Annotated in this window: 10 protein-coding genes; 7 read left to right on the top strand and 3 right to left on the bottom strand. The window is 59.1% G+C overall.

Annotation, left to right across the window (positions count from 1 at the left end; all coding sequences use genetic code 11):
- Positions 1-7 precede the first annotated feature (7 nt).
- Positions 8-949, top strand: a complete 942-nt coding sequence (gene hemH, locus VGL70_17620) for a ferrochelatase (GenBank protein ID HEY3305343.1) — start codon at positions 8-10, stop codon at positions 947-949.
- Positions 946-2,376, top strand: a complete 1,431-nt coding sequence (hemG, locus tag VGL70_17625; protein HEY3305344.1) for a protoporphyrinogen oxidase — start codon at positions 946-948, stop codon at positions 2,374-2,376. Before hemH ends, hemG begins: the two co-directional genes overlap by 4 nt.
- Here the strand turns inward: hemG and VGL70_17630 are convergent.
- The 3 genes from VGL70_17630 to VGL70_17640 form a co-directional block, all read right to left on the bottom strand.
- Entirely contained in the window at positions 2,373-3,821 is a 1,449-nt protein-coding gene (locus VGL70_17630) for a pitrilysin family protein (protein ID HEY3305345.1), read from the bottom strand. The two genes, hemG and VGL70_17630, sit on opposite strands and share 4 nt — an antisense overlap.
- A gap of 61 nt (positions 3,822-3,882) precedes the next feature.
- The gene (locus VGL70_17635) at positions 3,883-5,268 is read right to left on the bottom strand and encodes a pitrilysin family protein (protein HEY3305346.1); all 1,386 of its coding nucleotides are present in this window, start codon (positions 5,266-5,268) and stop codon (positions 3,883-3,885) included.
- A 40-nt stretch (positions 5,269-5,308) separates the two neighbouring features.
- Positions 5,309-5,719 carry a VOC family protein gene (locus VGL70_17640; protein ID HEY3305347.1) on the bottom strand — a complete coding sequence of 137 codons (411 nt, stop codon included), beginning with the start codon at positions 5,717-5,719 and terminating at the stop codon, positions 5,309-5,311.
- 64 nt (positions 5,720-5,783) lie between these two features.
- Between VGL70_17640 and amrS the strand changes: the two genes are divergently transcribed.
- From amrS to VGL70_17665, 5 genes are all read left to right on the top strand, one after another.
- On the top strand, positions 5,784-6,842 hold the full coding sequence (gene amrS / locus VGL70_17645) for an AmmeMemoRadiSam system radical SAM enzyme (protein ID HEY3305348.1): 1,059 nt from the start codon (positions 5,784-5,786) through the stop codon (positions 6,840-6,842).
- A gap of 62 nt (positions 6,843-6,904) precedes the next feature.
- Positions 6,905-9,307, top strand: a complete 2,403-nt coding sequence (gene ptsP / locus VGL70_17650; GenBank protein ID HEY3305349.1) for a phosphoenolpyruvate--protein phosphotransferase — start codon at positions 6,905-6,907, stop codon at positions 9,305-9,307.
- 99 nt (positions 9,308-9,406) lie between these two features.
- Entirely contained in the window at positions 9,407-10,507 is a 1,101-nt protein-coding gene (locus VGL70_17655; protein HEY3305350.1) for a Phenylacetic acid catabolic protein, read from the top strand.
- A gap of 32 nt (positions 10,508-10,539) precedes the next feature.
- A complete protein-coding gene (locus VGL70_17660) occupies positions 10,540-10,863 on the top strand; it encodes a (2Fe-2S) ferredoxin domain-containing protein (protein ID HEY3305351.1) in 324 nt (107 codons plus the stop codon).
- 2 nt (positions 10,864-10,865) lie between these two features.
- The gene (locus tag VGL70_17665; GenBank protein ID HEY3305352.1) at positions 10,866-12,128 is read left to right on the top strand and encodes an NADH-ubiquinone oxidoreductase-F iron-sulfur binding region domain-containing protein; all 1,263 of its coding nucleotides are present in this window, start codon (positions 10,866-10,868) and stop codon (positions 12,126-12,128) included.
- The last annotated feature ends 136 nt before the right edge of the window (positions 12,129-12,264 follow it).

Below are 12,264 nucleotides of genomic sequence, written 5' to 3' on the forward strand. Positions count from 1 at the left end.
TAGCGGCATGGCGCTCGACTATGACGCGGTCCTGCTGCTCGCCTTCGGCGGCCCGACGGCGCCGGAAGAGATCCGGCCCTTCCTCGGGCGCGTTCTCAGCGGCCATCCCGTCCCGCAGGCCCGCATCGAAGAAGTCGTGCGCCACTATGAAGCCGTCGGCGACCGCTCGCCGCTGAACGACATCACTTTTCTCCAGGCGCGCGCACTGGAGGATATTCTCAAGCAGCTCGGCTTGCCGCTTCCCGTGTATGTCGGCTTCCGCCATGCGAGGCCGTTGATCCCGGAAACGCTCGATCGAATGGAAGATCGCGGTGTGAGGAGAGCGCTGGGTTTTATTTTATCCCCGCATCAGACCGAAGCGAGCTGGCAGCGGTATCAAGAAACCGTAGCCGAGGCGCGAAGCGAGATAGGCGCGTCCGCTCCGGCGATCGATTATTGTCCCGGCTGGCACAGCCATCCACTTTTCATTCAAGTATGGGCGGACCAGATCGAGGAGGAGATGGAAAAAGCTACGAAGCGCTCGAATATCCCGCTTATTTTCACCGCTCACAGCGTCCCCGCGGCGATGGCCGAGCGCTCGCCTTATGTCGAGGAGATTCAGGAGAGCTCTTCTCTCGTAGCAGCGCGCCTCGACCACCCACGCTGGTCGATCGCCTACCAGAGCCGGAGCGGCAATCCGGGCGAGGTGTGGCTGGAACCGGATATCTTGACGGCGCTTCAGAGCGTCGCCGCCGAAGGCGCGACGGAAGTTATCGTCGCGCCGATTGGGTTTGTCGCCGATCACGTCGAAGTGCTTTACGATCTCGACATCGAAACTAAACAGAACGCCGAGAAACTGGGGCTCAAGTTTTTGCGCGCCGGCGCGCCCAACGACCACCCGACCTTTATACGCATGATGGCCGACGTGATTGAAGCGACGCTTTCCGGGAATTCGCCGATCGCCCGATGACCCCTCGGATCATCGTCGTCGGCGGCGGCATCTCGGGCCTGGCGGCGGCCCACCGCCTGGCCGAACTCACTGCAGAGAATCATCTCGGTTTGGAGATCGCTCTGCTCGAAGCCGGCGAGCGTCTCGGCGGCTGCATCATGACGGAGCGCGTCGGCGATTTTCTCGCCGAGGCGGGTCCGGACTCGTTCATTTCCGAAAAACCGTGGGCGCTCGACTTATGCGAGCGCATCGGTCTCGGCCCGCGCCTTACCTCTACAAACGCCGCGCGACAGAGCGTCTCGGTCGTTCATACTGGGCGCTTGGAGCCGCTACCGGAAGGTTTTCTGCTCATGGCGCCGACGCGCATCCGGCCCTTCATAACGACACGGCTTTTTTCCTGGCGCGGCAAGCTGCGCATGGCCTCCGAACTCTTTCGGCCGCGCGGCGCCGCTCATGAGGACGAGAGCCTGGCCGCTTTCGTGCGCCGCCGTTTTGGCCGTGAAGCTTTGGAGCGTGTGGTCCAGCCATTGATCGGCGGCATCTATGCCGCCGATCCGGAAAAACTCAGCCTGGCCGCGACCATGCCGCGCTTCTTGGAAATGGAGCGCGCCTGCCGCAGCGTCACCTGGGCGATGTGGCGCGAGCAGCGCCGCCGCACGCTCACCCGTCAGCCGGAAAGCGGAGCGCGCTGGAGTCTTTTTCTCTCGCTGTTGGGCGGCATGCGGGAATTGGTCGACACCCTCGCCGGTCGTCTGCCGGATCGAAGCGTGCAGCTGGGCGCGCACGTCATCGGCCTTACGTGGAGCAGCGCAAAGAAAAACTGGGTCGCCGCGACCAATCGCGGCCAGCTCGAAGCCGACGGCGTGATCCTGGCGACGCCGGCCTATGCTGCCGCGGCGATGCTTTCTTCGGTCGCGCCTGAGTTGTCTCAAGAGCTGCGCGAGATCCCCTACGGCTCGACCGCGACGGTGAACCTGGCGTATCGCGAGAACGAGATTCCACCCGCTCTGGGCTTCGGCCTGATCGCGCCGGCCGTCGAATCGCGGAAAATCCTCGCCTGCACCTTCAGCAGCGTAAAATATCCCGGAAGAGCGCCGGATGGATTCGTCTTGCTGAGGGCGTTCGTCGGCGGCGCGTTGCAGCCTTTTTTATTTGAGCAGGACGACGCGGCCATGGAAGCCGGCGTGCGGCAGGAGCTGGCGGAATTGTTGGGCATAACGGCGGAGCCGTTATTCCGCCGCATCCACCGCCACCCGCGCTCCATGCCGCAGTACCCCGTCGGCCATCTCGCACGAGTAGAGCGGATAGAAGAGCAGGTGAAGAAGCTCCCCGGCCTGGCGCTCGCGGGAAACGCTTATCGCGGCGTCGGCATCGCCGACTGCGTTCACAGCGGCGAGAGGGCCGCCGAGAATTTGCTGCGCGCGATTGAAGAAGAAGTAGCGACCTAAAGGGGCGGCGCTGAGACCGCGGCGCCGGCGCTGTCGTACACTTCGACCGCGCCGTACTTCGCCAACATCGGCTTGATCTTGCGGCCGTCGCCGACGGCGACCAGTTGCAGCGTTTCCGGGTTCAAGTATTTGCGCGCGACGCGCTGGACATCGTCGGCGCTGACCGCCACGATCTTGGCCGGATAGGTGTCCCAATAGTCGTCGGGGAGATGGTAGATTTTCCGCGTGAGCGCGAACGAGAGCACGCGCGCCGGCCGTTCGAGCGACAACGCGAAGCTCGCCACCACGGATCTTTTGGTTTCCTCAAGGGGACCGTCGGTTACTTTTTCCTCGCGCACGCGGCGAATCTCGTAAAAAAATTCCTTCAGCGCGCCCTCGGTGACCTCGGTGCGCATGTTGCCGCCGGCGCGCCACGGACCGGGATATTCCAGCGCGCTGAAACTGCTGTAAACACCGTACGTATAGCCCTTCTCCTCGCGCAGGTTGAGAAAAAGACGCGACGCCGATCCGCCGCCTAACAGATGGTTCAACACGACCATCGGGATGTAGTCCTCGCTGCGGCGGTCGATGGCGATGTCCCCCAGAATCACCGTCGTCTGCACGGAGTCGGGGCGATCCACGAGATAGATTTTGCGGGCGGAGGCGGGAGCGGGGTTCGGCGGCAATGTTTCTTTCACCTCGGCCGTCCGCCAGTCGCCGAGAAATTGTTCGAGCTTGGGGATCAACTCGGCGGGCCGGACATCGCCCGCGATAGCCAAAATAGAATTGCGCGGAGAATAGCGTTCGCGGTGCCACGCCGCAAGGGCTTCGGGAGTAAGCGCTTCCACCGCTTCGGCGGTCGGCGAGACGACCGCCGCCGGATGGCTGCCGAAGACGGCGCGGCTGAAGCGCTCTTCGGCGAGAAAGCCCGACGACGATCTCTGCTGGCGTAGCTGGACCTTGAGACGCTGCTTCTTGCGCGCCAGCTCGTGAGCCGGAAAAGCGGGATGCAACAGAATATCTTTGAGCAAGGCAAACCAGGCGTCGAAGTTGGCGCTCAATCCCGATGCGCCCAGTACGACATCCGGAGAGCCAAAACCGGAAGCGGCCCACGATGTAGCGCCCAGCCGGTCCAGCTCTTCGGCGATTTGCTCGCTGGTGCGCGTTTTCGTGCCTTCGCGGAGCATCTCCGCGGTGGCGCCGGCCAAACCGGGGGAGCCCGGCGGCTCGAACAACGCACCGGCACCGCGCAGGCGCAGCTCGGCCTGAACCGCGGGGAAGCGGTGGTCTTCCACGATCAGCACTGCGAGACCGTTCTTGAGCTTGGTCTCGACCGGTTTGGGAATCTTCACTTGAAGCACGGTCTTCGAAACCGGTGCTTTGTTCTTGCGCTCAACTTTCGACAGTGGAGTGGCGCCTTCCTGGCCGAAGGCCTTCATCGACGCCCATGGAAAGGAGGCCGCCATGGCGATCATCGTGAGGAAGCACAAGAAATTTTTACAGCGATTGAACATCCGTTTTGCTCGGCTATTTAGAAACCGGCGTGGATTTGGCTTTGGGCGCCGTTATCACCACGGTACGGTTCGTTTCTTTGAGATAGGCGCGGCCGACGCGCTGGAGATCGTCGTTCGCAATTTGGGCGATTTTCGACAGAACCGTATTGATCAGTCTCGGATCGTTGTAATAAACCGCGTATTGGCCGAGCAGGCTGGCGCGCGTCCGCGTACTGTAGAGAGACTCGATCTGCTGTCGTTGTGACTGCATCCGCACTTTCTCCAGCTCCCACTCCGCCACCGGCTCGCTGGCGAGACGCTCCAGCTCTTCATAGACGATCTTTTCGATCTCCGGAACGCCGTCCACGGTCCGGGCCGAAATGGAAATCTGAAAGAGCGACGGCCCGCGCCGCTCGTGCGGCCCGGCGGACACGCTCACCGCGAGCTCTTTTTCCTTGATCAGTTTTTTATAGAGACGCGAGGACGCGCCGGCGGCGAGAACGTCGCCCAGCACGTCGAGCGCGTACCAATCGGGCGTGTTGCCCGGCGGAATCTTATAGACGATGTCGATGTGCGGTGTCTGGGCAAACGCGTCCTCAAGGGTCCTTCGGCGCTCGCCTTTTTGCTCGGGCTCGGTCATATCGACGGCCGGCGGCGGTGGTTGCGCCGGGATGTTCTCGAAATATTTTTTGATCAAGGCCAGGGCTTCGTCGGTCTTAAAATCTCCGACGAGCGAGAGCACCCCGTTGTTGGGCGCATAGTACCGCTTGAAGAAATCGGCCGCGTCTTCGACGGTCGCGCGGTTGAGATCTTCCATGGAGCCGATCGTCGAATGCTTGTAAGCGAAGTTGTCGTAAGCTGTATCGAGAACCGCCTCATAGGTCTTGCCGTAAGGCCGGTTGTCGTAGTTCTGCCGCCGCTCTTCTTGCACCGTGTGGCGCTGATTGTCGAGGTTTTGCCGGTTGACGTTGAGCGAGCGCATGCGGTCGGATTCCAAAAACAAACCCAACTCAAGTTGATTCGCCGGCAGCGTCTCGAAATAATTCGTCCGGTCGACATTGGTGGTGCCGTTGGCGCTGCCGCCGTTATTTAGGATCAGAATGGAGTGCTCGCCTTTGCCGACGTTCCTCGATCCCTGAAACATCATGTGCTCGAACAAGTGGGCGAACCCGGTGCGCCCCGGCCGCTCGTCCCGCGAGCCGACATTATAGGTCACACAGAGCGAATAGGTCGGCGCGGCGTGGTCTTCGGAAAGAACCACCCTGAGTCCGTTTTTCAACCGGTACTCTTGGAATGGAATCTCGACGGCTTCGGCGCTCGGTTTTTGAAGTTGTTCCAACGGCGCCGTTTGCGCGAGCAACCTCGGATCAAACGGCGGCAGGCTCAAAAGGCCCGCTAGGAATAGTGGGAGTATGCGCATGGGTCTTACGGCAAGAGGGATAATTTCTCAGAATTGAAAATTACTTCAACACCTGCCGGCTCAAGTGCGGCTCGTAGAGCATCTGGATGACGATGCCGTCGGGAGCGGCGCAGTAAAAAGACGCGCTGCCGTCGCGGTGGATCTTGAACGGCTGGACGATCTTGACTCCCTTGGCGCGAAAGTCCTCCTCCAGCTCGCGGACTCGCGCGACGCTCTCGACGACGAAACCGAGGTGATCCAGAGAGTCTCCGCCAGTCGAAATGTCCGTCCCGCGGTGCGACTCGTGAAGCGCGAGGTTGTCGCACCCGGAAGACAGATAGACGTTTTGGGGGTCGGGCTCCCAAACGACCTCCATCCCGAAGCACTGCTGGTAAAAATCCTTGGCGCGGCGGATATCGCGCACCTTGAGCGCCACGTGGCGGAGTCCCTTAAGTCCTTCGACGGCGGCCATGAGAGGCTTATATCACAGGTAAAGACACTTGCGTAAGCCGATGAAAGGCGGGATTATTCTAAGTATGCAAGAGGCGCTTTGGTGGACGACGGAAGGTGACGGGCGCATTCTCTGCACCCTCTGCCCGCGCTACTGCCGCATCGGCGAAGACCAGGCCGGATTCTGCTACATTCGAAAAAACATCGGCGGAAAGCTCTATTCGCTGGGCTATGGCAAATCGACCGGCTTTGCCATCGACCCCATCGAGAAGAAGCCGCTGAACCATTTTTTGCCCGGCACCGGAGTTCTAAGCTTCGGCACGGCCGGCTGCAACCTGGGCTGCCGCTTCTGCCAGAACTGGAGTATCAGCAAGGCTAAACTCGACGACGCGGAAAGCCTCACCGTGAGCCCGGAAAAGGTTGTCGAGCTGGCGCTGGCGCAAAATGTTCCGAGCATCGCCTTTACCTACAATGACCCCGTCATCTGGGGCGAGTTCGCCATCGATATCTCGCGCCGGGCGCGCGAGCGCGGCCTCAAGAGCGTCATGGTGACGGCCGGCTACATCACACCCGAGGCGCGCCGCGACGTCTATCGGTACATCGACGCCGCCAACGTGGACCTCAAGGCGTTTACGGAGCGGTTCTATCGAAAGCTGACATTTTCCCACCTCGAGCCGGTTCTCAACACGCTTCGGTGGCTCAAGCACGAAACCGATATCTGGTTCGAGATTACCAATCTGATGATTCCCGACGAGAACGACGGCCCCGAAGAAACAAAGCAGCTGTGCGATTGGGTGCTCGAAAATCTCGGCGATACCGTTCCGCTTCACTTCACCGCCTTCCATCCCGATTTCAAAATGACCGACAAGCCGAGGACGCCGGCATCCACGCTCCAGCGCGCGCGGCAGATCGCGCTTTCCGCGGGCATCAAATACTGCTACGTCGGCAATGTGTTCGATAACGAAGGACAGACCACCTATTGTCCCGCCTGCGGCGGCGTCGTGGTCCGGCGCTCCTGGCACGACGTCCTCGAATATCGTCTGATCGGAGATCGTTGTCCTTGCGGCCAGATGATCCCCGGCCGCTTTCAGCAGCCTGAAAAAATCGCCGCCCACCGGCAACGGCCCCGCGCCGTGCGGCTCTAGCGATAGAGCCTGCCACTACAATTGGATTTTCCCACTGAATCCGCTTAGAATGTTCTCCTGTCATGGCGCGAGTGAAAACAACCCGGCGCGAAGCGCTTCCCGATCTGATGATCCTGGAGGACATCAGCACGCTCATCAGCCATTCCCAGGATCTCCAGGAAACGCTCAACAGCATCGTCGCCATCGTCGCCGAGCGGATGGAAACCGAGGTCTGCTCGCTCTATATTCTCGAGCGCAAAAAGGACCGCCTGACTCTCTGGGCAACCATGGGCCTGGACCAGGAATCGGTGGGAAAAGTCTCGATGGGGATTACCGAAGGGTTGACGGGTCTCGTTATCGAGCGAATGAACCCGGTCATGGCCGTGGATGCGCAGGCCCACCCACGCTACAAATATTTTCCCGAGACCGGCGAGGAGCGCTTCCACTCATTCCTAGGCGTGCCGCTGTTCGAGAAGCACCAGCCGCTCGGCGTCCTCGTGGTGCAGACTTCCCGAAGGCGCGAGTTCTCGCGCGACGAAATTCGCCTTTTGAAGGCGATCTCGGCTCAGGTCTCGGGCATCATCATCCAGGCCCGTCTAGTCGATTCCCTCAAAGACAAAGAGCGCGAGCGAAAAGAATATCAAAAGCGAATGGTAGACGCGCTCAGAAAGCTCCGCTCGTACGAAGGCAGGCGCCGCGAGCGAGCGGGCCGAGGAGCGGCGCAAAAATGGCGCGGCCGGCTCGCCGGCCTATCGGTCGCGCCGGGCTTTGGCCGCGGCGCGGCTTTTATTCTCAGGACCAGGATGGACTTGAAGTCGGTGAAAAAAGAGCGGGCAAAAAACCCCAAGCGGGAGATCGAGAGATTTCGCGCGGCGGTCGAGCGCGGGATCGAGCAAATTCAAAACTTGAAACAGCGTATGAGCAGTCTCCTTTCCAAAGAGGACGGCGCCGTGTTCGACGTTCATCGCTTGATTCTGGGAGACCCCGTTTTGATCGAGCAAATCGAAAACAAGATCCGCAAGGAACGCTTCACGGCCGAGTACGCCGTCAGCGCGGTGTTTGAGCAGCACCTGAACTCTTTTACCCAAATCGAGGACGACTACTTGAGAGAGCGCGCCGCCGACGTTAAGGACGTAGCGCAAAGAATGTTGGAAAATCTTTCCGGCATGAACGAGGAGAAGCCCGAGCTTCCCGCGCAGGCGATTCTCGTCGCCGAGGACCTTTCGCCGGCCGATCTGAGCCTCATAGAAGGAGATCATTTTCGTGGCATCGTGCTCGCCACCGGCGGAGTGACCTCGCACGCCTCGATATTGGCAAAATCCTTCGAGATCCCCAGCGTGGTCGCCGTCGAAGGGCTGATCGAGAACGTCCGGCCGGGAGACTCCCTCATCGTCGACGGGAACTCCGGAGTCGTCTACATCAACCCGAGCCATGAGGTGGTGCGCGAGTACGACCGGCTCGAGCGCGAATATTTAGCGCTCAACAAAGAGCTCGGCGAGCTCAGGGACGTTCCGGCGGAAACCCAGGACGGCCACCGCGTTTCGCTCTATGCCAACATCGGTCTGCTCAGCGATATCGCTTTTGCCCACCTGCACGGGGCTCAGGGGGTTGGTCTCTATCGCACTGAGATCCAGTTTCTGACCCACCGCGATTTTCCCGGCGAGGAGGAACAATATGCGCTTTACCGTCGGGTCGTGGAAGGTCTCGGCGGCAAGCCGGTAACGATCCGTACGCTCGACATCGGCGCGGACAAGTACCCGGCTTATGTCCGTCGGGGCGCCGTGGAGCCGAACCCATTTCTCGGCTGGCGTTCGATCCGTGTTTCTCTGGATATGCCGGAGATCTTTAAAACCCAACTCCGGGCGATATTGCGCGCCGGCGCCCTCGGCAGGGTGCGAATGTTGATTCCCATGGTCACCAGTCTTGAGGAAATACTCAGAGTCAAAGAACTGTTAGCCGAAGTCAAAGAGGAATTGGAACGAGAAGAAGCGCCTTTCGACCGCCAAATGGAACTGGGCATTATGGTGGAGGTCCCCTCGATCGTCCACCTCGTCTCTCGGATCGTCCGCGAGGTCGATTTTCTCAGCATCGGCACGAACGATCTCATTCAATACATTTTGGCGGTGGACAGGGGCAACCATAAGGTCGCCGAGCTTTACGAGCCGCTTCATCCGGCTGTGTTGGCAGCGCTGAGCCAAGTCATCGAAGGCGCCAAGACGGAAGGGAAGCGGGTTGGGATGTGTGGTGAAATGGCGGGAGACCCGCTTTATACGCTGCTTCTTTTGGGAATGGGGTTGGAAGAATTCAGCATGGGTTCCCTATTCATTCCGGTAGCCAAAAAGATTATCCGCTCAGTTACCTACCGACAGGCCAAAGCAACTGCCCAGATCGTCATTCAGATGGATACGGTAGACGAGATCAAGAAATACCTGTTCGATCAGATGCGAGAGCTTGGTATGGTGGAACTGCTTGAGCTTTATAGTTAAAAATAGCAAAGGGGGGTAGCTTGACTTTCTTCTGTGATATGGCATAGTAAGAATGTCGAACGATCGTTCGAACTAGATAAATCACAGAAAGGAAAGTAGATGACGAAACTAGAGAATTTCGATGACTGGGTGGATTATTTTCGGCAGTGGCAAGGGGACATCGGCTATGATTCATCGCTTCTAGGAGACTACAAATTTGAGACCAAACTCGGGGAGATCCACACACCGGAGATCGAGTTTGGGGACTTTCGGGGACAGCGGAAGTGGGACAGGGCGGAGCAGGTTCCGAACCAGTCGATTCGCGACGCGTTGCTCAATCTGATCGTTTATCAGGGCGACACCGAATTCGCCTCGGTCGAGCAGCAGAAAAACCTCTTGGACAACGCACCCACAGACTACGACCACCAGTCTTTGATTCGGGTCAACAGCGAGGAGATGCGCCACGGCTGGCAGATGTGTTACCTTTTGGTGACCTATTTTGGCGACTCAGGGAAGCTCGAGGCGCAAAAGATGCTGGAGCGCAGAGCATCGAATGGCGACCGGCTTTTGGGCTCCTTCAATACGCCGGTGAACAACTGGCTGGACTTTTTCACTTACACCCAGTTTGTCGACCGCGACGGAAAGTTTCAACTGACGATGCTAAGCCATTCATCTTTCGCTCCTCTCGCCCAAAGCGTCACCGCGATGCTTAAGGAAGAGTTTTTCCATATGTTTACCGGCAATACCGGTCTCACGCGAATCGTGCGGGCGAATAAGATTCCGCTGCCGATCATTCAAAAATATTTCAACAAATGGCTCTCGACCGCGTACGATCTTTTCGGCACCGATCATTCCTCTTCGGCCCAGTGGGCCTATGTATGGGGATTGAAAGGGCGCTACGACGAGCATGAAGCAAAAGAGCCGGCGGATAAGCAGCGGCTAAACGAACTCTCCAGAGAACACTACTTGGCGGAGAGCCGCAGGCTCATCGACGCGCTCAACCGGTTCATCCCGGCCGACCAGCCGAAGCTATACGCTCCGCACCTAAACTTTCATCGGACGATCGGCGAGCCTGCCGGAAAAACGTATAGTGTGACGGGAGAGCTGCTTTCTCCGGAACAATATCAAAAGCATCTGAAGGAGGTACTGCCGAGTCCAGAAGACGAGCGAGTCCTGAACATCGTCTTCAAGGAAAAAGACTGGGTCTTGCAGATGAATTGATTTGCCCGGCGGGATTCTTTAAGGAGAGATGAGTGAAGCGAATCTGCCTCGTTTGTCAGAACGTAGATTGCAAGAGCCGCGGCTCGGAAGAGATCATGAAAGAGCTGCAGCAAAGAGTTGCCGACAAAGGTCTCGGCGACCTGGAAGTCCGTCCTTACATGTGTTTCGGCGCGTGCCAGGAGGGGCCGAACGTCGTGCTCTACCCGGAAAAAAGCTGGTACGCCGGAGTTAAAAAGGATGATCTGGACGATATTGTGGGCCATATCGCCGGCGGGCCGGATGTCAAGCGCCTCGACACTATCGACAGCTCCCTCAAAGAATTGATCTACCAGCTTCTCGACACCGGAGTTTTCTAGCAATGGAAGGCATCCTATTCCCTCGCGGCGCGGTGGAGGGAAGAGAAAGCCTCGAAGCCTACCGCTCCCGCGGCGGCTATGAGGCGCTGGACAAGGCGCTGAAGCAGCTTTCTTCCGATCAGGTCATTCAGGAGATCGCGGAGTCGGGACTCCGCGGCAGGGGCGGCGCGGGTTTCCCGACCGGAAAGAAGTGGGCTTTCACGGCTGAAGCACCGGAAATGCCCCATTACGTGGTGCTGAACGGCGGCGAAGACGAGCCTGGCAGCAAAAAAGACCGGCTCCTCATGGAGAACCTCCCGCACCTGGTACTGGAAGGAGTCATCCTCGCCTCCTACGCGGTCAAAGCGTCGAGAGCCTATCTCTACATCAACGCCGACTACAAAGAGGCTATACAGAGCATGCTGGATACCCTGGCCGAAGCCAAACAGGCAGGCTATTGCGGGGAGCGGGTTCTTGGCAGCGATTTTAGTTTGGAAGTCCTTTTGACTCCTGCACCGCTCGACTATGTCGCCGGCGAAGATACCGCCGCGCTGGAAGTTATCGAGGAGAAAAAGCCGCTGCCGCGCCAGAAGCCGCCTTTCCCGGCGACAGTCGGGCTCTTCGGCAAGCCGACAGCGGTGAACAACGTCGAAACTTTCGCCAACGTAGCGCCGATCATCGTGCGGGGAGCGAAATGGCACCGCGGTTTTGGCACGGCGGAAAGTCCGGGGACGATGATTTTCTCTCTCGGCGACGACGTTAAACGACCGGGGGTTTATGAACTGCCTTTTGGAACTCCGCTCCGCTACCTGATCGAAGAGTGCGGCGGCGGGACGCGGGATGGGAAAAAAATCAAGGGGGTTCTCCCAGGCGGCCCTTCGTCGGCACTGCTGTCAGCGGATCAAATAGACGTCGCCTTAGATCACAACTCGGTTCGCGCTGCGGGGTCGTCGATCGGTTGCGGTGTGGTGCGCATCATCACGGAGGGAAGCTGTATCGTCGAGGAGATGCTGCGGATCGCGGAATTTTTTGCCGCAGAATCCTGCGGCCAATGTCCGGCCTGTCGGATGGAAACCAACATGCTGGTAACGCTATTGAAGAAAGTTCAACAGGGTCAGGGAGCGGCACCGCTGCTCGAACAGTTCGGCAAAGTCATCGCCTTCAATAAGGGCAAGGGTTTTTGCAACCTGATCAATATGCCCGGACCGCCGATCGAGAGCGCGCTCAGATTATTCCGCTCCGATTTTGAATTTCATCTGGCCAACGGCCGCTGCCCGCAAAACTAGCCCGACTTCCACAGTAAGAAGGTCGCGATCACGGAATATCCATAACTTAGGTCCTCAAGTCGGCACTACATTTTCGCCATTGAAAGCGGGCGGATTCGCTCCGGGAGCGTAAGGCCGAGACGTTGCAGGAGCAACG

It is taken from the genome of Candidatus Binatia bacterium, assembly GCA_036504975.1.
Lineage (GTDB): Bacteria > Desulfobacterota > Binatia > UBA9968 > UBA9968 > JAJPJQ01.

What these genes read in the sequence shown, in the direction of transcription:
- VGL70_17630 (HEY3305345.1), bottom strand. Translation starts at nt 3,821, where the DNA reads ATGGCGGCCTCCTTTCCATGGGCGTCGATGAAGGCCTTCGGCCAGGAA.
- VGL70_17640 (HEY3305347.1), bottom strand. Translation starts at nt 5,719, where the DNA reads ATGGCCGCCGTCGAAGGACTTAAGGGACTCCGCCACGTGGCGCTCAAG.
- ptsP (HEY3305349.1), top strand. Translation starts at nt 6,905, where the DNA reads ATGGCGCGAGTGAAAACAACCCGGCGCGAAGCGCTTCCCGATCTGATG.
- amrS (HEY3305348.1), top strand. Translation starts at nt 5,784, where the DNA reads ATGCAAGAGGCGCTTTGGTGGACGACGGAAGGTGACGGGCGCATTCTC.
- VGL70_17665 (HEY3305352.1), top strand. Translation starts at nt 10,866, where the DNA reads ATGGAAGGCATCCTATTCCCTCGCGGCGCGGTGGAGGGAAGAGAAAGC.
- hemG (HEY3305344.1), top strand. Translation starts at nt 946, where the DNA reads ATGACCCCTCGGATCATCGTCGTCGGCGGCGGCATCTCGGGCCTGGCG.
- VGL70_17655 (HEY3305350.1), top strand. Translation starts at nt 9,407, where the DNA reads ATGACGAAACTAGAGAATTTCGATGACTGGGTGGATTATTTTCGGCAG.
- VGL70_17635 (HEY3305346.1), bottom strand. Translation starts at nt 5,268, where the DNA reads ATGCGCATACTCCCACTATTCCTAGCGGGCCTTTTGAGCCTGCCGCCG.
- hemH (HEY3305343.1), top strand. Translation starts at nt 8, where the DNA reads ATGGCGCTCGACTATGACGCGGTCCTGCTGCTCGCCTTCGGCGGCCCG.